Raw genomic sequence first — 26,095 nt, 5'->3', positions numbered from 1 at the left:
CCTTTTTTGAAAGAACGGTATCTTTATTTTGCATCTGTTTATCTAATTAGTGGCAGGTACAAACTTATCAAAGAAAATTCGATCAACTGTTACCCCTTTTTGCCTAAGTACTGCCATTGCAGCATCAATCATCGGTCCTGGTCCACATAAGAAAGCCTCTAACTGATTAGCTGTTTCATGATTAATAGATCGTTCAAGCACATCCGTAATTAAGCCGGCTTCACCATCCCAATCATCTTCCAGTAATGGTTCAGATAGGGCAGGTATGAAACGAAATCCATCCAAGCAAGTGGCTATCTCTTGGAATTTTTCGAGATAAAACAAGTCTCTTTTTGAACGAGCGCCATAGAAGAAGGTAACGTTGCGTTTCACATTCTTCTCCGCCATATCATTTAATATTGACCATAATGGAGCCATACCGGATCCTCCTCCAATAAGGACAATATCTCCCGTATTTTCCTCACGACGGATACAATTCCCAAATGGACCTCTTACTTCAATGTCATCTCCAACTTTCAACTGCTCGTCCACAAGTGTTGAAAACTTGCCGCCTTTAAATATTTTGATCATGAACTCTAAACGGTCTGATTGACTGGGTGTATTTGACATGGAATACGAACGATAATAAGTCTTGTCTGGAGCATAAAGATCTACGAATTGACCGGAATGGAATTTGATTTCCTCTGGCTGGTTCAATTTTAAGGTCAGTTTTCGGATATCATGTGTCAGACTTTCTATGTTCACAACGGTTGTACTGAAATTCTTAATTGGAACGGATACTTTAAGAGCTTCTTCATCAAATTGGAGTAATTCTACAGTCAAATCACTGTACGCCTTTGTTTTACAAAGAAGGACGTATCCATCTTCTTTTTCATAGTCATTAAGTGCAAAAGTTGAATAACGCTCCATTTCAGCATCTCCATCAACAAGGAGCGATTTACAGGTGGAGCATTGTCCTTCTTTACAACCATGCATTAAAGCAATTCCTTGACGAAAGGCAGCCTCTAAAATCGTTTCGTCGTCCTGAACCTCCATTTCTAATCCGACCGGTTCAAGTGTAACCTTATAACTCATATGGCTCCCCCTTACGATGAATTTTTAGAAAAAACTCAGCCTTTGAAATCAAGGCTGAGAACTACCTTGTTATTTCCAGCTAAATCCTGCTTGGTAATCTGCGATACTTTGTTTTCGATCTTTTTCCGGCATCGCTCTAAGATCTAAAAGTGGACTCCTGACCTCGTAACCTGTTACGTGTTCTAATTTCCACATCTTTTCATCTTCAAAGTGCAAATGTGGCTGAGGAACTAACGTTTTCCCATCATTACGAACAAAACCCATATCTTGAATAACGTCAGCTAAATCCACACCATGGTACATCTCTTCCCAATTTCGTTTTCCACTGAAGCGTCCCATCGCAGGAGTTGGCCGACCATTATAGTTATCAGAGAACGCTACTTTATGTGTCCAGCAACACTGTTCAGAGCAATAGGTGTGTAACTCACCGTTTACCTCATCAACAACCAAATCTTCACGGATGACTACAGGTACTAAGCAGCTCCAACAACGATGTGGATAGACATATCCTGTATCTGCCCAAAGATATGGGTCACTACCAGGTTTGGATAACTCTCGGTAATGTTCCCAACCTCTTCCGAACTTGTTGTACCAACCGGGATATTTCGATTCAAACCATTCAAAATCATACTCATCAAGCGCATCAATACGCCAGAAGTTAACCGGCCATGCAGTTGCAAAGAACTGAGCGACTTTGTGAACATAGTCCTTTTTAGTGATACGGTCCCATGCTGCTTCCACATCATCGTGGTGGATTTTCAATCCGTACTTCTCAAGAGGAACTAAATAGCTGCGGTAGTAATCTTCATAAACCCATTTCCGCCATAGCTCCGCATAGGATTCTTTATTTTTCTTACGATCCTTGGTGCCGTATTCAATAATTGTACCGATAGCAGCATCGACAATAGCGTGATTCTGCCAGAAGGCATAACGGATATCCCTTTCCAGAAGATCATGGTTGTCAGGATCGCCTAAAACCATCATTAATGTCCCATACCCATTATTAATATGACGGGACTCATCAGATTGTACAGAAAGGAAAATGGACGGAAGGGCATAATCCCCATTTGCAGCTGCCTCAGAAGGCATGGCCACAAAAAGAGTATTAGTAAAGGCTGTTTCTGCAATGATTTGCAGATAAATGTTAGCTGAAGTGATTGCGTCTCCTGTAATAAAACCTTCTCCAAATTGACGCCCAATAGTAGTGGCATAGCATTTTCCAAATGCCTTTTGGGTTATATCAAACCCAGCAGGATCAATATAGTTTTCCATGTACCATTTCTTTAGGTTCATTTGAATGGTTGAATGACGAAATTCGTCAATCATTTGCATGGTGTAACCATTTTTTAATTCATCATTTGGAACAACATCGCTTAGCAAAGCCATAGATCGGGCTGCAGAGATTTCAGGGAATGGAATAATAGCTAAAAATAGTTTCATCCATTCAACCCATCTTGGTTCGGCATCACGGAACATGTTTCCTCGAAGCGCAGCATCCATGGCACCGTACACCCGATTATCTTTTTCTTCTTCCATAGCAAAGTAAGATCGTAAAACTTGTTTCATAGTGTCTTTCGGTGCTTTAGAAAACTTATAATCGGTTGGATACTTTAAAGACTCCTTGGCATAACTGGGTAACCATGCCAAATCTTTCACCCTTTTATGAGCCTCTGCATTACTCATATTAGGTTGAGATTTGATTTTTGATAACGTAACCATCATGTACCTCCTTTAAAGATATTTTAGTAGGATAGATCCTACAGCCTAACAGCATACTGCAATATCTGTGCCAAGTTGATTTTATTCTCCATGAACGCAATGAATATGTCATAAAAATAAATTTTTGTTAGATTATTCAGATTATTATCGCGGAAAATATGTCGCATTCTGTTAACTCTTTCTTAATTAGCTACAAAATTGTCGCAAATTTCAAAAAATAACTTAGGTTAAAAAATAATTTTGCTGTTTTTTAGTTCTCCAATTAAATGTAAATCACGCAAAGACCCTATAGATCTATGTTTTTATTAGATCCACCATTCTGGCATTTAGATTGGCATGTAAATTGCAAGACAAATGGATGTAGCATACAAATCAGAAAGGTGGTCTATCTGTGGAGAAAAAAATATTGATCATTACAGGGGATATGGCAGAGTCTCAAGAGGTGATGTATCCCTTACATCGGTTAAGAGAAGAGGGATACACAGTGCATGTCGCTGCCCCAACAAAAAAGGTGATTCAAACTGTAGTTCATGACTTCGAACCCGGATTTGATACGTTCACTGAAAAATTTGGATATCGTGTTGAAGCTGATCTTGCTTTTAGCGATGTTATTCCGAGTCAATATGAAGGCGCTGTCATTCCAGGTGGTCGGGCTCCTGAACATATTAGAAACGATGATTCTTTTAAAGGAATTGTGAAACATTTTGTAGAATCCAATCTCCCCTTAGCATTCGAGTGTCATGCAGCGCAGGCATTAATTCCTTTAGGTTATCTGAAGGGAAAACGTTGTGCAGCATTTTGGTCATTAGCACCGGATTTGAGGGCTGCAGGAGCAACTTTTGTAGATCAGGAAGTTGTTGTGGATGGGAACTTTGTAACGTCTAGGGCATGGATTGATCATCCTGGCTTTATGAAAGAATTTATTACCCTACTAAAATCAGAAAGTTATGCTTCAAACACAATTTAGCATTAAGAATCTAATAAAGAAGTGGAGGGTTTAATATGTACAGAACGTCAGATGGGGAAGATATTTTTATCATTGATGCACACATTGCGTTATGGGATGGAAGTCCTGAAAATCAATTAAATCGACACGGTGAAGAATTTATAAGTTGTTTTTACGACTACCACAAAAATCTAAGTCCTGAAGAAAAATTATGGCCTTATGATAAGTTCAGAAAATTTAATACCGAGGATTTAGTCAAAGATGTACTTATTAATGGATACGTGGACATGGCAATTTTCCAGCCGGTTGCCCTTACTGATTTCTACAAAAATGGATTTGGCGATATTGAACTAAATGCTCGATTAGCTAAAAAATATCCAGGTCGTTTTATTGGAAATGGCACGTTTGATCCACGAGACGGTGATGGAGGGCTGGATTACTTAGAATATTTAAAACAAACCCATGACATACAAGGCGTGAAATTATATACAGCTGAATGGCGCGGAGAATCCAAGGGATACAAGCTTTCATCAAAAGGAGCAAAACGGTATCTTGAGAAATGCATAGAGTTAGATATCAAAAATATTCATGTTCACAAAGGGCCTACCATCACTCCTCTAAATCGTGACGCGTTTGATGTAGCTGACATAGACGACGCGGCTAGCTGCTATCCAGAATTAAATTTTATTGTAGAGCATTGTGGACTTCCTAGATTAGAAGATTTTTGTTGGATTGCTACCCAAGAAAAGAACGTTTATGCAGGGTTATCTGTTGTCATGCCATTCATTCATACAAGACCCCGATATTTTGCAGAGATCATAAGCGAGTTACTTTACTGGTTGGATGAAGATAGGATCCTATTTGGTAGTGACTATGCCATTTGGGAACCTGGGTGGCTAATAGAGAAATTTATGGCCTTTGAACTACCAGAAGATATTAAACAGGAAACAGGAGCTGATTTAACACGGGCGGTTAAAAAGAAAATTCTGAGTGAAAATGCTGCACGTTTATATGGGATTGACATTGAAAAACAAAAATCTAAATTTCGTAATGAAAAATTAGCTGTTCGATAAAACGATTTCAGGAAAGGAGAGTTTCGAATTGGGACATCAAGAGGCTGTTATGGAAAAGATTAACTTAGTGTATGATCCCGAATTGGATAAGTCTGTATTAGAGATGAATTTTATAGAAGAAGTGAAAATTCAGGGAACTGACGTGAATGTTGCAATGCGGCTCCCCACTTATTGGTGCTCTCCAAACTTCGCCTTTATTATGGCAGAAGATATACGTGATCGGGTAATGGAAATTCCCTGGGTCAAAAAAGTCATCATTAATCTGAAAGATCATAGTGCCTCAGAGGAGATTAATAAAGGAGTCACTGAAGGAAAATCCTTCAAAGAAGTCTTTACTCATTTAGCATCAAATGATCTCAAAGAGGTTAGAAAAAAATTCCAAATTAAGTCGTTTATTTCGAGGCAAGAAAAACTGCTTCGCAGCCTAATCAATTATGGAATGGAAAAAAATATGCTAAATCTGACAGTAAAAGAATTAAACGCACATCCTGCAATTACTGATAGATCTGTTTTAAATCGTTATTTGATTCTTCGAAATGAATTAGGATTTAGTAATGACCCTTACGATCAAGCTTTTATTAAACCTACAGGAGAAAGTATTGACCCGAAGGAGTTTTCAGATTATTTATTAGAAGCAAGAAGAACCCGAATGTCTATGGAATTTAATTCCACATACTGTCGAGGTCTTCTTGATGCCCGTTATCAAACAGTATTAGCAAAAAAAGGAGAGTAGACAATAATGAAAGCTGCGCGATTATATGAATATAACAAACCATTACGAATTGAAGAGGTCCCAAATCCAGTACTAACAGATCCAACAGATGTCATTATAAAAGTGGCAGGTGCCGGTGTCTGTCATACCGATTTACACTTAATAGAAGGAGTATGGGCTGAGACTTTAGGGACAGAATTGCCCTATGTTATTGGTCACGAAAACGCTGGATGGGTTCATGAAGTCGGTTCTGCTGTTTCCGGTTTTAAAGTTGGAGATCCAGTTATACTCCATCCAGTTTCAAGCTGTGGAAAGTGTCTTGATTGTAGATCTGGGGAAGATATGCATTGCGAGAACTTGAAATTTTCAGGGCTCACCGTGGATGGTGGTTACGCAGAGTATTTAAAAACATCGGAACGGGCTTTAATAAAATTACCTGATAATGTAGATCCGACCGATGTAGCTCCTTTCGCAGATGCGGGTATTACTGCATACCGAGCTGTTCGTAAAGCTGCCCCATTAGCAAAACCAGGTACGAAATTACTTATGATTGGTATGGGCGGACTTGGGCATATAGGGGTACAAGTGATGCGTGAGCTTGGTAATGCTGACATTATTGCCGTTGACAGGGATGAAGGACGATTAGCAATGGCTCTTGATCTAGGCGCTTCCCATACCGTTATTGCCGATAAGGATATGATTTCACAGGTGAAAACCTTAACAGATGAAAAGGGTGTAGATATTATTATCGATTTCGTGGGGACCGATCAGACACATGAAGATAGCATGAAGATGCTTCGTAAAGGAGGTCATTATTTCGTAGTTGGATATGGTGGGACTGTAAAAGTGCCTTCATTAAATATTATCAATAATGAATATAGTATCATAGGTAGTTTGGTAGGTAACTATACCGATTTGTACGAGCTGATGGTGTTGCATGGACGAGGGAAGGTTAAACTTCACTCTTCAAAGTATCCCCTGGATCAAGCTAATGAAGTTCTAGAATTACTTCATAATGGCAAAATTAATGGTCGGGCGATTTTGGTCCCATAATGTTAAAACATCTGGGGAGGTATAACTTAGTTAGCCTTCCCTAATTTATTACAATAGTGATGAAAGGAAAGGAGAGAATCGTATGAAGTTAAAACCAGTGGGAAACCGGGTTGTTGTCAGTTTAATAGAAGAGGAATTACCGACACAAAATGGAATTATACTTCCAAACTCTGTAAAAGGGCCAGTCAATCAAGGAAAAGTTTTAGCAGTTGGTGGTTGCGACAATCTTATAGATTCAGCGTTAAAAGTAGGGGATGTTACCTATTTTTTAGAAAATGCTGGGGCCTCGTTAAAAATTGAAAATGAAGACTACCTCATTATAGATGTAAAAGACATTTTAGCTATTGATGAAGACAAACATTAAAAATCGAGGAGGAACACACTATGCCGAAGTTAATTAAATTAAACGAAGAAGCTCGCGTTGCTCTTGAGAATGGGGTAGATAAACTAGCCACCGTTGTAAAATCTACCCTTGGACCTAAAGGCAGAAATTCCATTATTGATAGACTATTTGCGACTCCTATGGTCTCGAATGATGGAGTTTTCATAGCAAATGAAATCGAGTTGGATGATCCTTTTGAAAACATGGGTGCGATGCTCGTTAAAGAAGTGGCAAGTCATACGAATGTTAATGCCGGTGATGGTACCACTACAGCAACTGTCCTTGCACAAAGCATGGTTAAACAAGGTCTTAATTATGTAAGAGAAGGTTCTAATCCGGTTATTTTAAAACAGGGGATTGAAGAGGTCGTTACGTTAGCTGTAGAGGCCCTGAAGAAAAAAGCCATTCCTATAAAAGATCGAAAAATGATTTCTGAGGTAGCCACTATTGCATCAAGGGATGAAACAATTGGAGAACTTATCGCAGATGCCATGGAAAGAGTAGGACTAGATGGCGTTATTCTTGTTGAAGAATCGAAACTTCCAACAACAATATTAGAAGTAGTGGAGGGAATGCGATTCGATCGTGGATACATCTCACATAATATGGTTACTGATTATGAAAAGATGGAAGCTATACTTGAAGAACCCTATATTTTGATTACCGATCAAAAGATTTCTTCTGTTCAACAAATCCTGCCTGTCATGGAAAAGTTAAGGGAATTAGGATATCCACTTCTTATAATAGCTGAAGACGCAGCAGATGAAGTAATAGGTACATTGATGGTTAATAAAGGGAAATTACAAACCGTTGTGGTCAGGGCTCCAGAGTTTGGTTATAATCGAAAACTTATGTTAGAGGATATTGCTATCGTAACAGGAGGCCGGTTGATTTCAGAATCGATAGGCCGAAATCTTGAAAACACTGCGATAGAGGATCTCGGTAAAGCAAGACAAGTGATCGTGAACAAGGATCAAACGGCTATTGTAGAGGGGAGGGGAAGATATGATGAAATGAAAGGACGGAAAGACCAGATTCGATTGCAGGTTGAAAAAACAGCTCAAGAGTGGGAGAAAGAAAAACTTCAAGAACGTTTGTCCAAACTGTCAGGAGGAATGGCAGTGATTTTGGCCGGCGGTGCCACATCGGTTGAGTGCAGGGAGAAGCTGTTGCGTATAGAAGATGCATTGAATGCTACATATGCAGCCGTTCAAGAAGGGATCGTTGCAGGAGGAGGGACTGCTTTACTCCAAGTTTTATCGGACATTAGTGAAAATATTGGACATTTAGAGGGAGATAAATACAATGGCGCACAGGTTGTATTAAGTTCGTTAACCTCTCCACTAATGACCATTGCAAATAATTGTGGTTTAGATGGATTATATGTAGTAGAAAGAGTTAAATCCTGCCCTAATGGTTTTGGGTTTAATGCATTGAGTGAGGAATATGTTGATTTAATTAGTAATGGAATTATTGACCCTGTTAAAGTGACTTGTACTGCTCTTCAAAACGCTGCATCAATAGCCTCCCTTATTATTACGACAGATTCTTTAATTACAGAAAAAGCAGAAGAAGTTGACCCCACTAGAGGACCTTCTCGTGGAGGAGGCGGGGAATTATTGGAATAGTCATCATAATAAAAAGGTGGAAAAACCCTGTTGTAAACAGTTATCAGAGTTAACCATATAAAGTAGAGAAAAAAGACCGCAAAGGAAAGTTCTTTGCGGTCAGACGTAAAGGGTGCACGTGATTTGAAATTAATCATGGTTTTGTGTTAATGATGTCCGAAATCTTTGAAAGCTTTCTATAAATGGTACTTCTATGAATCCCAAGTTTCTCAGCTGTTTCTCTGACGTTACCGTTTGATTCGTTAAGGACAGTTAGTATGGTCTTTAATTCCTGATCTTTTAATGATTGAATTTTATTTTCTGAATCATCTTGTGAATCTTCCTTAAGGTTTACAAGATGATTTGTACTCCTACTTTCCATCATTTCTTTTGGAATATTATTAATTGTTATTATATTGCTTGTTACTTTTACCGCCATTTTGTATGCGAAATTACGCAGTTCACGTACATTGCCCGGCCATTCGTATTGTTCCAGAAATTGTAACGCTTCATCATTTACCCAAAGCTGAGATCGTCCTATATCCCTACAAACTTTTTTCAACAAATCATCTAGCAGCAAACGGATATCTTGGGTTCTGTCTCTTAGTGGAGGGATTTTTATTGAAAGAATGTTAAGTCGATAGTATAGATCTAGACGGAATTTTCCTTCTTCAGATTCCTTTTTTAGATCACGATTCGTTGCAGTAATAACCCTTACATTTAATTTAATAGGCTTTTTTCCCCCAAGACGTACAACTTCTCCCTCCTCAAGAACACGTAATAAAGTCGTTTGTAAATCTAATGGCATTTCCCCTATTTCATCTAAAAATATGGTTCCGCCTTCAGCCTGTTGAAACTTTCCAGACTTTCCTCCCTTTTGACCACCCGTAAATGTCCCCTCTTCATATCCAAATAATTCACTCTCTGCCAAGTCTTTTTGAATCGCACCACAATTTACCGCAATAAACGGCCCTGAAGAACGAGCACTAGAAGAATGAATGGCTTGAGCAAATAATTCTTTTCCTGTCCCACTTTCTCCCTGAATTAGTACCGGCAGAGTTAGACTTGCAATAGAACGAGCCTCCACAATAACAGATTGAATCTCTTTAGATTTTCCAATCAAATTAAAGAAGGAATACTTAGTGGTGTTCTCCTTAGGCGAAGACAGTCGTGTTGGTGAAATGGCTTGTACGATCGAACCTATAAGTTTGCCACTATAATAATAAGGACTCACTTCATAATTCCATTTTTCTTTCGACTCCAATCTGTATTCTTCATTTAAAGATCGTCCATTATTCTCCAAGCCAATAATATGGTTGCTATCACTATGGATCCAACCATTTGAATAAAAGGTATTATCTGCTTTTATGACATTACCTCCACGATCAATTACAGCTAATGTTTTATTAGGGGTTTTTAAACTTGTTTCTCTGTAATATTCCAATAACTTATACCGTTCAAATTCAAGTTGTTTTAGAAGTATCCCCTCAATGGACTGAGCTATGAAAACAGCTGTAGATAAGGAGTGGGGATGTATTAAACTCCAGTCACCAGTTAAATCAATGACTCCAAGAATCTCTTGTGTTGCAGGATCCCTAATAGGAGATGCAGAACAGACCCAATTATGTACTGGTTGACAAAAATGTTCACTTGCAAAGACTTGAATAGGGGAACCTGTAGCGAGTGCAGTACCGATCGCATTGGTTCCAATATGAAGTTCTGACCATGAAGATCCAATGGTAAAATTCATTTTTTCAGCTTTCTGTTTCAGGGAAGGAGCACCATTTAAATACACTATTTCTCCTTTGTTATTGCAAAAAACAATGAGGTGTCCTAAGTCTACTGCAGTATTTTTAAGTTGTGTAAGCAATGGTTCTAAAACAGAATAAAGAGGGTCAGTAGATTGATATTCTTGAATTTTCTCTTCCGATACTAGAGTGGGCGCATTTCCTTTGATAGGATGTATCCCATGGCTTAGGGATCTTTGCCATGATTGATACATTAAAGACCTGACTTCGAAATTAAGATCTTTTCCTAAGATAAAATGTTCCCATGCCTTTTCAATCCTGACTCTTTCAATCTTTGGACGTGAAGAAATATTTAGGGAAATTAATGGATTGTCCAAACTGTAAGCTCCTTTCATATTCTATATATGTAACCGCTTACAAATATTTGTTTGGTACTGTAATGTTGAAATCCTTTAATATCTTTACTTTATAACATTTATCTAATTTTTTCAAAATACTCTGAATTTTATATTCACCGCTGGAAATTGGATATTTGTTCAAATGCGCTTTATATAATAAGCATTGCAATAATTGTACCAACAATTTATTAGAACGAATTAACAAGAGTAATTCTTATATAACAACTGATATTCTTTATTTTGAGGTTACGCCCTATAATTATTCTTTAGATCCTAATGTCGCATATACCGACATTTTTTTCATTTTGCGACTATGTCTTTTTTTTTGCGACACTTTTTAGTGTATTTAGATAATTTTCGAACATTTATCGTTAATTTAAATTGGCATAATATTTGCAATATATATGTTAAGTAATTGATTGTCTATCATACCATTAATTAACTATAGAAAACTATCGGTCGTGTAACAGGGTCTTATGACGTCTTCAAAATAAAAAGGAAGGACTGAGAGTGCTTTTGGAAATCTTAATAGAAGAATTAGAAGTTTTCAGGGATCATTTACATCAAATAATTAGGCAAAGGGGTAACATTACTCATTCAGATGTGATCATCTGTAGTCAAAGATTAGACACTGTTATTTTACAAATACAGCTACTTCAGAACAATTTGAACTTCGAATAAAAGGCCTTTCATAAATACTAAGATTAAATATCAAATTATCAAAGCCTATAAATTCTAAAAAGAGGTGTATATTTTATGGAAGCAGAAGCTTGGAATAAACTAGAAAACAAGAAGCGAGAAAAGGCAGTAAATCTTATAACTGAGTTCAGTTCTATCGCTGTTTCTTGGAATGATATGCAACAAAAAAAAATACTAGATATTTTTTCTCAGTTGATTACAACATTTCAAGAAGAGCATAATCTAAAACCTCACGAATTAATGGTTCTTTCAAAAATGTTACAAGAAATTTCCCTAACTAATCTATTTGAGTGGCTACCTTCAGACTTCGAGGATTGGAAAAATAAAGATGAACTCATGGCCACGTTTTTCTTTGGTCAAGAAGGTTTAGCATCTTATAAAGAAGAAAAGGGGAAAACTGCTAAACTAGACCTCTCAAAATGAGGCTTGACAGGCTGATCAGAAAAGGGAACAACATCTTTCTCTCAGCCTATTCGCGTCGTTTCGTATAAAGGAACCGATCACCACGGTTAGAAAGTCTTTCGCCTACAACTGTGAGTAATGATGTTCCCAAAAAGAAATAGCAATTGGATTTGATTTTCGATGTTCGGCTCGGTGTTATGCGGCTTACCGTAAAGGGGGATCAGGAATCTACGGACAGTAGGCGGGCTTCCGTACAGACCGTAATTATCGAGCCCTTTAATGCAGAAGCGACACCTACAGGATCACAGGAAGGGTTTTTCCTTTCTCATCAGTCTGTTGGTGCTGCCATTCATTTTAGTTCTCTACCCTGTCTCTTTAATTCCTTTATGTCGGGTCCTTTATGGGGTAAAAGTAACGAATCCTTACCGCAAAAGCATCATCTGTTCGGGGTCGTGAGGATAGGTTGAGTTCATCTCCTTTCTACGTTACAAACAAAAAGAAGAGCAAGATAAAGGCCTCTTCATTAGGGTCAAAATGGAGAGGTTTTGCAATATAAACGTATTGGCATTCAATTATCCCATGGCGTATGAGCAGTATATGATGCAGTCAACACACCGTGAGGGAATCGCAAATCAGAAAAAACGATCCCCTTCTGAATCATGGATCGTCCTTTCCCGTGAGATGGAAAGCACATCTACTCATCAACTTACATTTTAGATTGACTGAGCTGCTGAATGATCATATCTTTTTTCGTTGAATCACCCTGGCTGAAAGGTTGTGCAAAATCGGGCTAATAAGGGAACATTGTTTTACTTGATTTCTCTATCTTGAATAACAGGTATTCGAGGTATGATGCAGAAAGTTTAGTAGGGAAATACCCTTGCCTGTCACGTACCAAATTCTCTAATACAAAACATTTACGAGTCCAGTAATTGTATTGTTCATACAGCTCTTTTTCTCCTTGTCGATAATAGGCATCTTCTCGGTGGTTGAGTGCTCTGAGGATCGATCGCCGTGATTCATAGGTTTTGAACCGTTCACTTCTTGCGATTTTTAACAAATAGAGAAGTTCTATCGTGCTGTACGTCATCAGGGCTGGAGTGGTTTTGTGTACATCCTCTATGTCCGGCTGATGGTCCGGCATAACGTTTTTTCGTTTTCCGTCTTCTTGGACATCCTCAAAAGAAATGACCATCTCACAAAATGAACATTCATGATGATCTTCACGGTTTTCTACCATGCTTCCGCAATAGGGACATGTCTTCATACCATTCATCTCCTCTGGCATTGTCATAAAGGAAGATCAAAAGAATCGGCAGCCGATTCTTTCCTTCTGCCTCCGTTAGGGAAGGGCCGCCCTTAGGTGGTTGCTGTGTCCTTCGTTTCAGCGGTAAGCTGTTTGATCATGTGATGACTGCATCGAACAATGTCCGATCCGATTTTTTCATAATAGTTAGGTCTTGGCACCATCCGGCGATGTAACCGAATGAGTATTTTCCTGTATCATAACCAAAATGATTCATGACCACATAAGCAATGGCTTCTGCCTGCGCTTCTTTGATGTGGCTGTCTTCCTTCTCAAATGGAGCGCCGTAGGCATGCAGAAGATAATGGCCATATTCATGGATAAGTGTTTTTAATTGCTGAGAGGCGTTTCGTCCTTCATGAATGGCGATGTAGTTTTCCTTAAGATGAAATTAGCCATTGGCGTGACCCGTGTCCTTAAACCGGACAGGGATTCCAATTTTTTTCACCCATTCCTCGAGCAGAACTTCCTCCGCTTGTCCGCCATCTTCCAGCATTTGAACCGGTGATGGTGGGATAGCGTCTCCGTCTGTCTGTTCCAGATCAAAGACATTGACATACCGAAAACCGTACACCTCTTGTTTTTCTTCCCCAGACGCCTACTCCTTCTTTTTTCGTAGCAAAGGCGCCAAAATTTTAATCGCTTTTTCCCCTTTCTTTATATATAGGCCGTCCATTCTCCATTCACGAAAGCCCTTGACCGCCGTAGCTGCCGGTTTTTTGGAAAAAGATTAAAATCGTGTTGTTAAAGCTGTAGGAATGAAAACTGGCAATAAACTTCAGCCAATCGTGAAACGCCGCACTGGTCATTACCTCGTGAATGCCTCGTTCTAACTGGTTTTTAACCTCTTCTAACGCTGAATGGTTCTTCATTGGTTCTCCTCTTAAGGAGAGAAGGGAGACCCCTCTCTCTTTTTTTAATACACACATTTCAAAACGGTTTTGGTTTGATAGATGTAAACCCACAGCACCAGGTGGCCATCTAAATGAAAAGTCCACGTGTAGGTTTTTGAATCCCACGTATCGAGAAAAAACTTGGCTTGCCGCTGCTGGTCTATGGTGTAGGTTTTCTGGAATTCCTTCCGAAGTTTTCGAAGTGCTTTTTCTTTCATAGTTAACCCTCCTTTCCTTTTGCGTTAGGAAGCGAATGCATTCCCGGAAAGGGGAGGATTTTTCCCCTTTTGACGTGGAGAACGAAAAGCACCCACAGGCAGACGGTCAAGGGAATAGCACAAAAAGTTTTTGCTGGCAGCTCGGAAGCGTTAATCCATCAAAAAAAGTTTTTTGCCCCTTGATTGGGTGACTAACCGCCTTGCCATCCAGCTGGAGAGGTTCGGGTGTCCTGCCGGCTGGATGGTTAGCCGGTTTGGGATGTTTTACGATTCGTAACGCAAAAGGGGGAAATACAAAAAAGACATAAAAAAAGCAGACGCGCGTCTGCTTTCCTTTTCCTTTCCTTGTTTTATTAACTCTATCTTTTTCGACTCGTTCAGTACGGCCATAGGCAAACGAGGCAGGAACCTACAGGCTGTGGTTCACGTCTCGTTTAGTGCTGAAGCGACACATACCAGAGTGACCAAAAGCGTTTCTTGCTTTTGGATCAGTCTGTTCGTGCCCTATGGGGTCGACATAAAGAAGGTTGTAGCCTCTAACCCTCGGTTCGATTCTATGATTTAATGGGGATCAGCAAAAAGTAGTGTTCACGCCGTTAGCAGATTGTGACACACAGCAAGTGAGAGTCAAACTGAAATTCTCGTAACTTCGACGTCTTGTTTGATTTCCTTTAGGGATGCTAGGTCTGTTTTCAATGAGGAATTGGATTCAAAAACCAAACGCAAAAACAGCTTCTTAAGGCAAACTTTTAAAAGTGCATTCATATCAATACACTTATGTTTTTAAATACACAAGCATTTACAAAAGCAAATATAAAAGCGAATACAAAAGTAATTATACACTTTATCAAACTTTGAAAGATTTGGTCTTTATCAACAGATCATGGATGATAATTGATCGTTTAAGGAATAATCAATATTGACTGAAGTCGAGTGATAGAGTGATTTAAATGAAAACGTAGAAAAGTGTTAGGAAATTGGTTTTAATATAATGGTTTAATTGGAGAAGGTGACAGAATGATTAACTATTTAGGAACACCAAAAATAGAAACCGACAGATTAATCCTTAGAAGATTGGAACCTACTGATGCACAAAGTATTTTTGACCATTGGCTTTCAGACGAACGGGTAACTGACAATCTAATCAAAGGAGCACACAAGACAGTTTCGGAAACGTTTGAGTGGGTGGATGGAATTGTGAGGGAGTATAGCAGTAAAGAATTTTGTAACTGGGGCATTGAAATAAAAACTACCGGTGAACTAATTGGAGAAATCGAATTCTACAATTTTGACATTCCCACTGAAAACTGTGAAGTAGGTTATTCGCTTGGATGCAGATGGTGGCATCAGGGCTATGGGACTGAAGCGTTAAGAGCGGTTGTTGAATTTGGTTTTAGGTATATGAACATTCACAAAATATCCGGAGCACATAACATCGATAATGCAGCTTCTGGCAGAATTATGAGTAAAGTTGGGATGGCAAAGGAAGGAATGATTAGGCATAAGATCCGCAATGCCAAGAATCAATACAAGGACTGTGCAGTTTATGGAATTCTCCAAGAAGATTATCTTAAAAATACTGTCAGTACCCAAACCTATATCCTTAATTTAGAATGATTAAATCCGGCAATCCAATATAAGTGGTTTAACGATGTTCCTCTGAAGTAGGTCTCTTTTCCAGGCTTCAAAAACCAAAGCTGCAAACTCCAATTTGCACTTCCGCTTACTGTACAAAAATTAAGTTAATTTTGTATTATTCAAAACGTATTCCTTTACACTAGGTTGTTGTTTTTATATAATTTGCATTATTCATATAAAATTACGGTGTTTAAGGGAGGAAAAAACATGGCTCAAACTTCAACATTGGTTAAAGTATCCGCTACCGGCAAGTGGGAATCCGGCGTTAAAACCAATCATTCTGTACGACAATTTTCCCCTTTTTCGATGGACGAACCTGTAGAATTAGGAGGTACTGATACCTCGCCAAATCCGATTGAATATGTGGCTGCAGCTCTCAATGGTTGCAATGGGGTAATGATTCCGTTAGTAGCCCAAGAAATGGGCTTTACTTTCACTGGAATTGACTTTAAAACGAGCGGAATTTTAGATACACGCGGACTCATGGGAGAAGAAGGAGTATCACCGCATTTTCAAAAAATTCGTTTTCAAGTGGATTTACAAACAGAGGAAAGCGAAGAGAGAGTTCAACAATTGAAACAAGAGGTGGAGCACAGATGCCCGGTTTATAATCTCTTTGTAGATGCTAACATTGACATTCATACCGTTTGGAAGAAGAATTAGAATTTAGAAGCGTAAGGTTGATAATAGACAGTAATAAAAGACTCTTAGGTGGTGAGAAGATGGCTCCGGTTTAGGCTGGCCCTTCTACCCGGAGTCGGGGGTTAGTCACCCCCTCCTACTCGATTATAAAGCTAATTAGCTAATTTTGACCTATTCACCAAACTAAATATCTTTGTTGAAGGTATTAAATGTTATTACCAGTGCATTATGATTGTTAGCATTTTATCCGTTGATTTTTAATGATAAATATCTATATTATAAAAAATAAGAAAACCCCTCTCAAAATGAAACTATTGAGAGAGGGTTGTCGACGGATATCTAACTATTCCTAACCAATCTTCTTCTACTTATTTAATACAGTACTTTCTGATTTCTGCAAGGTATTGTACGAAATACTTAAATCTATATTTTGTCCAGATTTTCTAACGGCTGGCTGGTAGTTTTGATTAAAATCAAGACTTAGTATACCAGGAACAGAATAATGACCTGCCGGGTCTACTGCGTATTTGCAATAAACGATCATTTCAAGGTCAATATCTGCATATGCAAAACCCTCTTCATTTTTCGGAACAATATTACTGATTACCGTACTCTCAGGTGAGATGATTTGTGTACATCCACCACCTTGCTGGATAATTTGTCTTTGATAATCATTTTGACAGAGTTTATCAATCATTTCTTGTGTAATAATTTGTGTAGACATTAACGTAAAGCACCCCGCTGATACAGAGTAATATTTACTTGCTGTCACATTTGGTCCTTCTGTAAAAAGGGTTCCTATGTTGCAGCTAAAAGCTGGCCATGAGCCTACATGAACCTGTTCATTTAAAGAATTCATTGCAGCAATATTTTATGGAATCATATGTTCCCAGCATTGGAGTCCACCTAAATTTCCAATTTCTGTGTCGAAAACCTTCATCATGCTAGTGATTCCTTATGTTTAAACATGTAATACATATTCTCTCTGGCTGATTTAATGGTCGCTTTTATTTAACTGATATTCTGCTTCTAATTCACTCAAAGTTAATTTGTACAACTGTTTATCCTCTTTTTTATAAATACCCCACTCTATTAAGCAAGTTATCAGGAAATTTTTCCTCTGTTCGATAGCTAATCGAAGACGATTTGGCATGCATCATCCACCTTTAATAAAATTTCGACATAGAAAGGGAGGGTGGAAATAGATCCCTCCTTTTTATTCTATGAACACATTCTTTGAAAGGTGTGGAGAATGAACCGACTTCTTTAATGAGGTGAGATGGGGAACATAAACACAAAGGGAAATCGACTTTCGTTCATTCCACCAATACTACACAATCCCCAGTTACAAATTGAGATGTTGAATTACTAATAACATAGCCGTTTTACATGTTTCGGCAGTATCAATGCTGTCCAGGTCAGAATTCCCTTCTCTCGAATACGACCATCACACTCCTTTCTTACAGTGTTTAAGAACATGCACTCAAACGGACCGAAATAGAACAAAAAAATCTTTTCCTCAAACTCCCAGATGTATATAGATTTCACTTTGCGGGATGCATTGCTACAATAGAGGACAGGTGAAGTCTATGTTTATAAACCCTATGTTACTGCACAAAAGTGAACCGTTTTCTGATCCGAAGTGGATTTTTGAACCCAAAATGGATGGAATACGTTTACTGTTCTCCAAAATCAACAATAACGTACAACTATATACCAGGCATAACCATAACGTGACGGAGCGTTTCCCGGAGCTTTTGAAGATACCCGTACATAATGACGTGATTCTTGATGGGGAACTGATCTGTTATGATCCCGAACAAAACAAAGTAGATTTTGAACGCTGCATGGAACGTTTTATGACCCGGCGCCCTCAAAAAAGGCAGCAGCTAGAGGTCCATTACGTTGTTTTTGATATCCTTCATTACGATGGGATGGACGTAAGGCACCTGCCTTTGATCAAGCGGAAAGAAATCCTGGATTCGGTGATAGAAGATACCGGATATATCTCAAAGATTAAATACGTTCCGAATGAAGGAGAACGCTACTTTGAAGCCATCAAGCAGATGGATTTAGAAGGAATGGTCGCGAAACGAAAAGACAGTCCTTATGAGTCAAAAAGATCCGCAAAATGGTTGAAAGTCATTAATTGGAAGTACGTGGATGTCTATATAACGGGCTTTAAGAAGAAGGAGTTAGGCTGGCTTTGTTCCGTGAAGGAAGGAGACAGACTGAAGTCTGTCGGAATCCTCGACCTAGGGACAACCCCAGAAAGCAAGGAGGCATTTTATCGCGTAGCGAAGTCCATCAGGATCGAAGAAAATGAGGACGTTGTTTTCCTGGAACCAAAAATCCAGGCTAAGGTAAAGATAAGGAATTGGACGAGGAAAGGAATGCTGCGAAGTCCATCTTTCGTCGGGTTTACATTATAACAGCCGGGAGTATAATCAAAATACCCCCTAATTACTATATAAGAACGTTTGAAGGAAGTGCACGTTGTTGCACTTCTCTTTTTTTATGGAATCCGTAAAATCCCTACAATAAAGATGGAGCATGAAAATCTTAGATCTTCAGCTATCGCCAGGGAATGCTTTTGTACTCAATAGTAAAGTATTTTTCTTTGTCACTTCTGAACCTCCCTCGAGCTTTTATCGTAGTTCCATGAATGGCTTACTTGCAATAAAAAAAGAAAAGAGAGAAGAGGAAACCTCTTCTCTCAAAATGTTTATAAATATCCTTTTTCTTTCAAGCTGAAAAAATCACCAGATGCATTGACGATCAAATGGTCCAGAACTTCAATTCCAAGGATTCTACCGCAATCGACTAAACGAATCGTAACGTCGATGTCTTCCTTCGATGGCTTGCAGTCCTGCGAAGGATGCTGATGGCTGATGATAATCGATGAAGCATTATTTAAGATGGCAGATTTAAACACCTCACGAGGTACTACTAGACTGGCGTTCAATCCTCCAATGTGGCAGCGATGGACAGCCACCACTCGATTCTTCGTATTGAGGCACATCACGAAGAACACCTCGCGATCGTCCTCGCCGATGAAGCTTGTGGCTATTTGGGCTCCATCTTGAGGGGAGCGTATGATGTATTGTTCGCCCCCTTCTACCTCCTGAATAATTTGTTTAATCCGTTGAATTTCATAAATTTTCTCCATAGCAGAACAGCTCCTTCCATAGTTTGAGACGGAAGGAATGTTGGGCACGAACAGGGGGAAGGGGGCGCTTGACAAAGAAGCGCACTCGCCAGTGGGCCGTAGGCAAAGCGCCAGCTCTTAGCGTTTTGCCGTTAGAAATAGAGGTAAGCCCAATGACTTAGGGACCATTAGAAAGCGATTTTTGCTTTTTTAGGGTCCGTTAGCCGACTTGGCTTAGCCGATTTCTTTCGGTTCACGCCAGCCCTTCCGGCTGTCATAAGCCCACACATTATAATGGAGAGAACAAAGGAAGGAAACGTATACCATCACAAGTTTAAGTGAAGCTGTCTTCATCAAGGCTATTTATCTGGGTCCGTTGAGGTACCGTTCGCGTTGTTTTAATTAACTAAATGGAATTAAACGTTTGTTTAAGAAAGATCCGTCACTTTAGAAGAATTCATTTATTAAAATAATGAGCTGAACAAAGTGGAAATTAAATAATACACAAGCAATTTCGCTTTTGTGTATGTTTGTGTTTTTGGACACACACTATTGCTTTCAGTTTATAGAAGCAGGAATCGTAGAAATAGACAAAACCAAGGTATGATAAGCGGTGGTGGGATAGCGCTATTAAACTATAATATTTGAATAAATAGTTCATCGAAACTAACGCACCGGTTCGTATTGGAGAGTGACCTGCAAGTATTGAATACCAACAGGATAATTGTGCGAACAAGATCGAAGCCTTTATGAGCAAAAGTTGTGGAGTATAATGAATTTAATCTGAAATGAAAAGCTGGAGTGACATTTTAAAAACATGGGTCTCGGAGCGATCTGTGATATTGACCCAGCTAAAAAAGCGATATGTGAAGAAACGTATCCTGAAGTTTATTATGGGTTAGCAGGTGGCAGATGTACGTAATCAAGTACGCCATCGCTCTTAACAAATTTCGGAAATTTCCAAGTTTCCAAGCTGGCTTCTCATCAAAAACATAGGTAAATTTGAATGCTTGACCAGGGTTACTACCAGGTAATCGGTTTTCGATTCTATATTAAAAACAATCGTTAAAGCTAAGCAGAGACTTAAATTCTTTCGGTAGGTCATGGAGTTAATTATGGTATAATTTTCATATCAGTTACATATGCAGGGTGTGGTGGCACTTCCCGAAAGAAGGGAGGTGCTTACATGGTTGTTACTACGCAGCATTTACTAGTTATGATTGCATTTGCATCATTAGTCGTAGCGATAATCAATGCAAACACAAAAAAGTAACCCCACCCTGTCCAGTAGCATGTGATAGGTGAGGTTACTTTCCTTTACTTATTCAACTGGTCACCGCACCTTGCGGTTGTGTAGCTGTAAGGGCGTAGGTCTGATCCACCTACGTCCTTTTTTATTTCGCTTCAATATATCGCTATTATACACCACTCTTGAAATATTATGCAAAACTTCATTTTAATAATCCCAAATGGAATGTACTCATTTTTTTATCGATAATCGCACGTGCCTATAGGTAAACCCCAAAAGATAAACAAGTGGAAGCTTTCCACTGGTACAAGAACTGTCAGCGAGTGCATTATTGTGATTCCGATCTAAGGTCGAGGGCTATACGTGTTATACTATTTTGTAGCCGCCTGTTCCAAGAAGAAGGAGTTGATGTTTTTTTGGCTGAACCGACAAAAATTTTTATTAGTTCTGCAGCACAAGATCGATTAAAACCATTGAGAGAAAATATACATACCGCTCTTCGTGCCATGGAACACAAACCACTAATGTATGAAAAAGACTTTGGTCCCTGGCCTGCCGATCAATTAGTCGAGAACTGTTTGCAACATGTAGAAAGAAGCGATATTTTTCTTCTTCTTATCTCAGATAAGGCCGGAAATTACAGCAACTTTTATAAGGCGACCATAACGCATTGCGAATTTCAAAAAGCGTATCAATCACACAAATATATTATTGTTTTTGTGGAAGATTATATTTATGATTTGTTTTGGTATGAGTTAAGATTAACGATCGCGGAGATGCTCAAAGCTTACCAAGAGGAACATGGAAAAGATCCAGATTCCTATATGGAAGTGGCCCAGAAAGCATGGATTGAACACCCAAGTAAAGAACAGTATTCAAACATTGAGCCTTACATCTGGGGTTTTTTATATGATATTTATAAAAAAGGCCACTATTTAGAAAAGCTTCCTTTTGGCATTGATCCTATTCCGACGATTAAACGCTATTTTAGTGATTTATTTCGGCAAGGAAGTCAGTACTTAGCGTTTCAATCAACTATTGAAGAGCAGCTGAGACAAGGTCCGATTTACAAAAAACACGCCGAGTTCTCTGGTAAAATGATTCATTACTTAAGAGATGGGGAACTACAGAACCCAAGGATGTTTTTGGAGTACCTGCAGCGCTTTTTAACAAAAGGAACCATATACAATCTACCAGGTACTATGTTTGAACAAGAGCTCGGGGTATATGAATCCTGTTCAGGGAGCACATTATATAAAAAAGAAGAAAATCTTTTGCGACTTATTAGTGCTTCAGGTATGGCAGGTGGAGATAACAATTTTTATGATCTGCAGGATACACAGTCATATGTCGTGCAAGCCTTTCACAGCGGGAAAACAGAACTTTTTTTTAGTGAAGAAAAACAACAGTTTTATCTTGCCATAAAATGCGGAAATTATGTAATCTGCTTTCATTTTCCGGTTGAAGGATTTTGGTCGGAAGATAAGGTTCATCGCTTTAAAGATGACATCATGCGTGATATAATGGAAACAGAATCAGCCTTATTTCGTGACTTCGCCATTCAACTACTAGGAGGGATTAGATAATGTCCACTATTAAAGAAATACGTTTTGAAAATGATAAGATTATCCACGTCGCCTCCGGATCATTGAATGCTGGAAAGCGATTTATCGAGGAAAAAGCCAGACGATTTGATGAAAACAACCGAATTTTAAAAGAAATCTTTTCAAAAAGCAAAAAAAATAAAACATGATATATTTTCAAAGGACTTGCAGGCTCGGTCATATGACCGTGCTTGCAAGTTTTTTTTGTTGTAATATTCTTGAAATAACATTTGTAATTGGATATGAAGTTAATGAAAAAAATGCGATTTACCATAGACAGTCAAATAGCCTTGGATGGTGGAATTACCAATCGATGCCATTACGGCGATGGAACTAGAGGTGATCGGAAGCATCGGCAATCCTCATACTGGCTATGACGGTTTGTTGTCGTTGATCTCCGATTGAACCCAAGGTCCCTCGTATCAAAGGAAGTATCTTTAAATGAAGTAACATCCATTCTTAACGATATGACGAACTATAAAACGTTTGGTTTTAACGTGATTACGCTTTTTAGTCCGGTGTTGGTTTAAGTTTGTTTTGATAGTTAACTGCCTATTAGAGATAATCGGACCTAGTGCCGATTATCTTTTTTTAAAGGTGACGGGGGATGGTTTAAACAAAATAAGCCTGACTTTATCCTCTTACTGCCTTTTTTATTTGTATCAAGTGTTACTTAGGGTCATGTTGTTTCGTATCACTTGTAGAACGTTAACTATCTAATTTTTATATAAAACCAACATGTGCATTAGTTTAAGACTTTGATCCTGTTTCTCAGCCCCTTTATATAAATGACAACTGTCTATGATTCATGAAGCAGTATAGTTCGGGGAATGTCCCTCTAAATAGAAATTATTAGAACCAATATAAACATAAATACAAATGTAAACAGTTATGGATACATTTGTGTTTATGGGTTCAAGATCATTGTTCATCCTTGTCTATGTAAGCACAGAAACCTACATAGGCTCTGTGTATTTGGCAATTAAAAAATGCTGTTAATGGCAGTATCTTTTATGAATGTAAAAAAAGCCAAAATACGCAAGTAGTGAATAAAAACTTGCATATTTTAGGCTCTTTAATTTTATTCCTTATTGTGTTAAAGCACCCGTTAGATCCATAAGTACTCGCAGCTCGATCTTTATTTGATGCTTATTTGATGCACTACCAACAATACAAAAGGACACTTTAAATAATAAAACAAAAAACCCTGATATTTTTAAGAGTTTTTTTTGTTATGTAGTTTACTAAAATGTTATTAATTTTTGTCTGATAATGCAGAAATAACATCTGTTAAATCAAATATTTTCCCACCAATATCATGTAATTCATGTGTTATAGTGTATGAATTTACCGCAATTACCGCTAGTAAAATAATAAGCATTATCTTATAGAAATATTCAAATTTAATATTCATATCTATTCCCTCCTGTTTTAATAAATAAATTATACAAATATTCTCTACAAATTAATACCATTTTCGATAATTAAAAATCCAAATATAGGAAAAATTACTCATTTTCGTCTATTATTATTGTGAAAATTGGAAATATTTGTTTTAATTAGAAAAGCATTACAATAATTTGGAAAAGGAGCTTGAAGAATGAAAAGTAAGGCCTTAATTAAACCATTACTGTGTTTAGCTTTGATTGGAACAGTTGCCACATCTCCGTACAAACTTAATTTACATCATGACTTAACTACTCCTGTTCATGCTGAAAAGGCAATTAAAAGTATTACATTTGTTAGTAATGAAACTAACAAAGGAAATCAACTAAAAAACATTAAATCGGAGAAAAAAGATGAATCATTAGACAAGGTTAGAGAAAGTATCAAAGCGGGATTGTTACAAGTTAACGAAACTTCATATTCTACATCTAATTCCATAAAATCACTACAAAACGAGAATGCCACTGCATTAGCATTTGATGTAAAGGAAGTAAAAAAAGATAAGAACCTACAAAATTTAATCCATGATTCACTTCAACAAGGAAAACAGATTTATATTTATGGTGAGCTATCAAAAGGTGACTTTAAAAAATTAGCAAAAATTGATGAATTAAAAATTCCTACAACAGTTAACGGTACAACTTTATATGCTAATTTCGAAAAAGAAAAAGGGCCTAAAAAGTCCAAAAAAACTGGTGTTGATCCAGTAGATTCAAACGATAATGTGAGTATTATTGGATACTCATTAAATAAAGAATCGCTTTTGCAATACACAGAAATGAATGTGAATAGCTATGACATTAATGGAAAACCACGAGCAAATGAAGACGAGGTTTACATGCAAGAAATTATTATGCAACAAGCTGATATTGTTGATAAAATTAATAAAAATACCCTACAAGCTCACGGTTTAATTACTAAAAACCAAGCTGCAGCTGATAGTACTCGAGTACAAGAGAAATATGGTTATACAGGTTCTGCTTATGGTGCGGGAAACACTTTACAAGGCAGAGTTGAGACGGATTATTATCTTTACAAAGCAAACTCTCCTGATGGAAGTAGCACGTTTGATTATTTTTCTTTAAAACCTATGAATCAAATTACAGAATATAACGATGGTCACAGCAGAAAATTAAAGACAGATATTGACATACCTACAAGCGGTGACGAACTTCAAGATTGGGATCCGCATGGAACCAAGAGTACCACAAGCTATTCAATTTCTTTTGGATTCCCATGGAATTTATCTTGGAGTGCTAGTTGGAGTGATGAAGTTAAAATTGAAGATATCAGTAGTCGAGAGCTAGACTATGCTCGTTGGGTGGTAACGGATGGAGACTTGAATCATCAAGATTTTCGACCAGGAGCTGCATGGGCTTCTACTGGTACCCAAGCCTATGCAGGAATTCAAAACTGGGCTACATTTTGGTATGGCCCATCTGACCAATATCCAATAGAAGCACATAATAAGATCACAGTTTCTTATGACTACTAAGAATAAAAAGCGAAGGGGTAGTTACCTAAGGCTTTCGTTTTGAGGGACAATTATTTGAATTAAATCATTAATTTGCAGAACCAATCCATTATATGGATTGGTTCTTGTGTAGCTAATAGGCCTTTTTTATAAAAGAATTACCTTCCCTAATAGGAAGGTAACGAAAGAGAACGCTTTATTAATGATGTTCAACTTGATACGATCACTACGGATCAATTAAAAGCTTATTTAGCAAAATCAAGTGAAAACCTCAAGCCTGCAAGTTTGGCTCATCGAATTCGTTTTATGAAATCATTATTTCGATGGTCTCATGAAGAAGGGCATATTCCCAAAAACCCAGCAGCGAAAATAAAAGAACCTAAAACCGGGAAACGAATTCCTAAATTTTTGACTGAAATGGAAATTGAACATTTACGGGAAGCCTGTTGTTCCCCAATGGAAAAGGCTCTGTTTGAATTCATATTTTCCACTGGATGTCGAATAGGTGAAGTTGTTACCCTAGATAGAGGTAGAATTAATTGGTCGAACCGGTCAGCTGTTATAAGAGGTAAAGGCGATAAGGAACGGGAAGTCTATTTTAATATCCGGTGCGAAATTTGGTTAAAACGATACCTGGATAGTCGTGTAGACAGGGATCCTGCTA

General features: G+C 38.1%; 27 protein-coding genes. 15 read left to right on the top strand and 12 right to left on the bottom strand.

Translation table 11 applies throughout. The annotated features are described in order from the left end of the window. Positions 1-42: 42 nt before the first annotated feature. Positions 43-1,074: an NADH:ubiquinone reductase (Na(+)-transporting) subunit F gene (locus M1K46_RS19420; protein WP_256227332.1), complete on the bottom strand. Its 1,032-nt coding sequence runs from the start codon at positions 1,072-1,074 to the stop codon at positions 43-45. Positions 1,075-1,143: 69 nt separating this feature from the next. Then, positions 1,144-2,793 carry an aromatic/alkene/methane monooxygenase hydroxylase/oxygenase subunit alpha gene (locus M1K46_RS19415; RefSeq protein WP_256227331.1) on the bottom strand — a complete coding sequence of 550 codons (1,650 nt, stop codon included), beginning with the start codon at positions 2,791-2,793 and terminating at the stop codon, positions 1,144-1,146. A gap of 391 nt (positions 2,794-3,184) precedes the next feature. Between M1K46_RS19415 and M1K46_RS19410 the strand changes: the two genes are divergently transcribed. The 6 genes from M1K46_RS19410 to groL all read left to right on the top strand — a co-directional run bounded on the left by M1K46_RS19410 (position 3,185) and on the right by groL (position 8,587). After that, complete coding sequence (locus tag M1K46_RS19410; protein WP_256227330.1) at positions 3,185-3,760, top strand: DJ-1/PfpI family protein; 576 nt, start codon at positions 3,185-3,187, stop codon at positions 3,758-3,760. Between the two features lie 35 nt (positions 3,761-3,795). Further along, positions 3,796-4,812, top strand: coding sequence for an amidohydrolase family protein (locus M1K46_RS19405; RefSeq protein WP_256227329.1), 1,017 nt, complete (start codon positions 3,796-3,798; stop codon positions 4,810-4,812). Between the two features lie 28 nt (positions 4,813-4,840). Beyond that, positions 4,841-5,545 (top strand): iron-sulfur cluster assembly protein, encoded by a 705-nt coding sequence (locus M1K46_RS19400; protein WP_256227328.1) that lies wholly within the window; start codon positions 4,841-4,843, stop codon positions 5,543-5,545. A gap of 6 nt (positions 5,546-5,551) precedes the next feature. After that, entirely contained in the window at positions 5,552-6,577 is a 1,026-nt protein-coding gene (locus M1K46_RS19395) for an NAD(P)-dependent alcohol dehydrogenase (RefSeq protein WP_256227327.1), read from the top strand. A gap of 82 nt (positions 6,578-6,659) precedes the next feature. After that, on the top strand, positions 6,660-6,941 hold the full coding sequence (locus tag M1K46_RS19390) for a co-chaperone GroES (RefSeq protein ID WP_256227326.1): 282 nt from the start codon (positions 6,660-6,662) through the stop codon (positions 6,939-6,941). 20 nt (positions 6,942-6,961) lie between these two features. Next, the gene (groL, locus tag M1K46_RS19385) at positions 6,962-8,587 is read left to right on the top strand and encodes a chaperonin GroEL (RefSeq protein WP_256227325.1); all 1,626 of its coding nucleotides are present in this window, start codon (positions 6,962-6,964) and stop codon (positions 8,585-8,587) included. 133 nt (positions 8,588-8,720) lie between these two features. Here the strand turns inward: groL and M1K46_RS19380 are convergent, their stop codons facing one another. Then, a complete protein-coding gene (locus M1K46_RS19380) occupies positions 8,721-10,691 on the bottom strand; it encodes a sigma-54-dependent Fis family transcriptional regulator (protein WP_256227324.1) in 1,971 nt (656 codons plus the stop codon). 531 nt (positions 10,692-11,222) lie between these two features. Between M1K46_RS19380 and M1K46_RS25890 the strand changes: the two genes are divergently transcribed. Then, entirely contained in the window at positions 11,223-11,393 is a 171-nt protein-coding gene (locus tag M1K46_RS25890) for a Spo0E family sporulation regulatory protein-aspartic acid phosphatase (protein WP_375162223.1), read from the top strand. 75 nt (positions 11,394-11,468) lie between these two features. Next, positions 11,469-11,834, top strand: coding sequence for a hypothetical protein (locus M1K46_RS19375; protein WP_256227323.1), 366 nt, complete (start codon positions 11,469-11,471; stop codon positions 11,832-11,834). 769 nt (positions 11,835-12,603) lie between these two features. Here the strand turns inward: M1K46_RS19375 and M1K46_RS19370 are convergent. From M1K46_RS19370 to M1K46_RS19355, 5 genes are all read right to left on the bottom strand, one after another. Then, positions 12,604-13,080, bottom strand: a complete 477-nt coding sequence (locus tag M1K46_RS19370) for a hypothetical protein (RefSeq protein ID WP_256227322.1) — start codon at positions 13,078-13,080, stop codon at positions 12,604-12,606. Positions 13,081-13,216: 136 nt separating this feature from the next. After that, positions 13,217-13,489, bottom strand: a complete 273-nt coding sequence (locus tag M1K46_RS25885; RefSeq protein WP_375162225.1) for an ImmA/IrrE family metallo-endopeptidase — start codon at positions 13,487-13,489, stop codon at positions 13,217-13,219. Between the two features lie 21 nt (positions 13,490-13,510). After that, positions 13,511-13,693 (bottom strand): hypothetical protein, encoded by a 183-nt coding sequence (locus tag M1K46_RS19365; RefSeq protein ID WP_256227321.1) that lies wholly within the window; start codon positions 13,691-13,693, stop codon positions 13,511-13,513. A gap of 109 nt (positions 13,694-13,802) precedes the next feature. Further along, complete coding sequence (locus M1K46_RS19360; protein ID WP_256227320.1) at positions 13,803-13,991, bottom strand: hypothetical protein; 189 nt, start codon at positions 13,989-13,991, stop codon at positions 13,803-13,805. A gap of 44 nt (positions 13,992-14,035) precedes the next feature. Beyond that, positions 14,036-14,230: a hypothetical protein gene (locus tag M1K46_RS19355; protein WP_256227319.1), complete on the bottom strand. Its 195-nt coding sequence runs from the start codon at positions 14,228-14,230 to the stop codon at positions 14,036-14,038. A gap of 1,017 nt (positions 14,231-15,247) precedes the next feature. On the opposite strand from M1K46_RS19355, the gene M1K46_RS19350 reads away from it, so the two are divergent. Both M1K46_RS19350 and M1K46_RS19345 read left to right on the top strand, forming a co-directional pair. After that, complete coding sequence (locus M1K46_RS19350) at positions 15,248-15,847, top strand: GNAT family N-acetyltransferase (RefSeq protein ID WP_256227318.1); 600 nt, start codon at positions 15,248-15,250, stop codon at positions 15,845-15,847. A 228-nt stretch (positions 15,848-16,075) separates the two neighbouring features. Continuing rightward, positions 16,076-16,531 carry an OsmC family protein gene (locus M1K46_RS19345; protein ID WP_256227317.1) on the top strand — a complete coding sequence of 152 codons (456 nt, stop codon included), beginning with the start codon at positions 16,076-16,078 and terminating at the stop codon, positions 16,529-16,531. A 343-nt stretch (positions 16,532-16,874) separates the two neighbouring features. Here M1K46_RS19345 and M1K46_RS19340 read toward each other — a convergent pair whose 3' ends face one another. Beyond that, the gene (locus M1K46_RS19340; RefSeq protein WP_256227316.1) at positions 16,875-17,282 is read right to left on the bottom strand and encodes a nitrilase-related carbon-nitrogen hydrolase; all 408 of its coding nucleotides are present in this window, start codon (positions 17,280-17,282) and stop codon (positions 16,875-16,877) included. Between the two features lie 222 nt (positions 17,283-17,504). Beyond that, the gene (locus M1K46_RS19335) at positions 17,505-17,663 is read right to left on the bottom strand and encodes a Fur-regulated basic protein FbpA (protein WP_256227315.1); all 159 of its coding nucleotides are present in this window, start codon (positions 17,661-17,663) and stop codon (positions 17,505-17,507) included. 436 nt (positions 17,664-18,099) lie between these two features. On the opposite strand from M1K46_RS19335, the gene M1K46_RS19330 reads away from it, so the two are divergent. Continuing rightward, the gene (locus tag M1K46_RS19330; RefSeq protein ID WP_256227314.1) at positions 18,100-18,942 is read left to right on the top strand and encodes an RNA ligase family protein; all 843 of its coding nucleotides are present in this window, start codon (positions 18,100-18,102) and stop codon (positions 18,940-18,942) included. 293 nt (positions 18,943-19,235) lie between these two features. On the opposite strand, the gene M1K46_RS19325 is transcribed toward M1K46_RS19330, so the two are convergent. Further along, positions 19,236-19,679, bottom strand: a complete 444-nt coding sequence (locus M1K46_RS19325; protein WP_256227313.1) for a JAB domain-containing protein — start codon at positions 19,677-19,679, stop codon at positions 19,236-19,238. Positions 19,680-21,323: 1,644 nt separating this feature from the next. Here M1K46_RS19325 and M1K46_RS19320 point away from each other — a divergent pair. Then, entirely contained in the window at positions 21,324-22,493 is a 1,170-nt protein-coding gene (locus M1K46_RS19320; protein ID WP_256227312.1) for a DUF4062 domain-containing protein, read from the top strand. Next, a complete protein-coding gene (locus tag M1K46_RS19315; protein ID WP_256227311.1) occupies positions 22,493-22,660 on the top strand; it encodes a hypothetical protein in 168 nt (55 codons plus the stop codon). Before M1K46_RS19320 ends, M1K46_RS19315 begins: the two co-directional genes overlap by 1 nt. A gap of 1,106 nt (positions 22,661-23,766) precedes the next feature. Here the strand turns inward: M1K46_RS19315 and M1K46_RS19310 are convergent. Then, entirely contained in the window at positions 23,767-23,925 is a 159-nt protein-coding gene (locus M1K46_RS19310) for a hypothetical protein (RefSeq protein ID WP_256227310.1), read from the bottom strand. Between the two features lie 186 nt (positions 23,926-24,111). Here M1K46_RS19310 and M1K46_RS19305 point away from each other — a divergent pair, with 186 nt between their 5' ends. After that, the gene (locus M1K46_RS19305; RefSeq protein WP_256227309.1) at positions 24,112-25,452 is read left to right on the top strand and encodes a hypothetical protein; all 1,341 of its coding nucleotides are present in this window, start codon (positions 24,112-24,114) and stop codon (positions 25,450-25,452) included. 177 nt (positions 25,453-25,629) lie between these two features. Continuing rightward, positions 25,630-26,095, top strand: a 466-nt coding sequence (locus tag M1K46_RS19300; protein ID WP_375162224.1) for a tyrosine-type recombinase/integrase, incomplete at its 3' end; no start/stop codon positions are given.

Source organism: Fictibacillus sp. WQ 8-8 (assembly GCF_024494405.1).
Taxonomy (GTDB): domain Bacteria; phylum Bacillota; class Bacilli; order Bacillales; family Fictibacillaceae; genus Fictibacillus_C; species Fictibacillus_C marinisediminis.
The sequence above is the reverse complement of the archived record's forward strand: the minus strand, read 5'-3'. Positions and strand labels throughout refer to the sequence as shown.

Coding starts and splice junctions, on each gene's coding strand:
- M1K46_RS19390 (WP_256227326.1), top strand. CDS start 6,660: ATGAAGTTAAAACCAGTGGGAAACCGGGTTGTTGTCAGTTTAATAGAA.
- M1K46_RS19405 (WP_256227329.1), top strand. CDS start 3,796: ATGTACAGAACGTCAGATGGGGAAGATATTTTTATCATTGATGCACAC.
- M1K46_RS19335 (WP_256227315.1), bottom strand. CDS start 17,663: ATGCCAAATCGTCTTCGATTAGCTATCGAACAGAGGAAAAATTTCCTG.
- M1K46_RS19350 (WP_256227318.1), top strand. CDS start 15,248: ATGATTAACTATTTAGGAACACCAAAAATAGAAACCGACAGATTAATC.
- M1K46_RS19420 (WP_256227332.1), bottom strand. CDS start 1,074: ATGAGTTATAAGGTTACACTTGAACCGGTCGGATTAGAAATGGAGGTT.
- M1K46_RS19315 (WP_256227311.1), top strand. CDS start 22,493: ATGTCCACTATTAAAGAAATACGTTTTGAAAATGATAAGATTATCCAC.
- M1K46_RS19325 (WP_256227313.1), bottom strand. CDS start 19,679: ATGGAGAAAATTTATGAAATTCAACGGATTAAACAAATTATTCAGGAG.
- M1K46_RS19395 (WP_256227327.1), top strand. CDS start 5,552: ATGAAAGCTGCGCGATTATATGAATATAACAAACCATTACGAATTGAA.
- M1K46_RS19330 (WP_256227314.1), top strand. CDS start 18,100: ATGTTTATAAACCCTATGTTACTGCACAAAAGTGAACCGTTTTCTGAT.
- M1K46_RS19355 (WP_256227319.1), bottom strand. CDS start 14,230: ATGAAAGAAAAAGCACTTCGAAAACTTCGGAAGGAATTCCAGAAAACC.
- M1K46_RS19305 (WP_256227309.1), top strand. CDS start 24,112: ATGAAAAGTAAGGCCTTAATTAAACCATTACTGTGTTTAGCTTTGATT.
- M1K46_RS19360 (WP_256227320.1), bottom strand. CDS start 13,991: ATGAAGAACCATTCAGCGTTAGAAGAGGTTAAAAACCAGTTAGAACGA.
- groL (WP_256227325.1), top strand. CDS start 6,962: ATGCCGAAGTTAATTAAATTAAACGAAGAAGCTCGCGTTGCTCTTGAG.
- M1K46_RS19370 (WP_256227322.1), bottom strand. CDS start 13,080: ATGAAGACATGTCCCTATTGCGGAAGCATGGTAGAAAACCGTGAAGAT.
- M1K46_RS19415 (WP_256227331.1), bottom strand. CDS start 2,793: ATGGTTACGTTATCAAAAATCAAATCTCAACCTAATATGAGTAATGCA.
- M1K46_RS19310 (WP_256227310.1), bottom strand. CDS start 23,925: ATGAATATTAAATTTGAATATTTCTATAAGATAATGCTTATTATTTTA.
- M1K46_RS19375 (WP_256227323.1), top strand. CDS start 11,469: ATGGAAGCAGAAGCTTGGAATAAACTAGAAAACAAGAAGCGAGAAAAG.
- M1K46_RS19345 (WP_256227317.1), top strand. CDS start 16,076: ATGGCTCAAACTTCAACATTGGTTAAAGTATCCGCTACCGGCAAGTGG.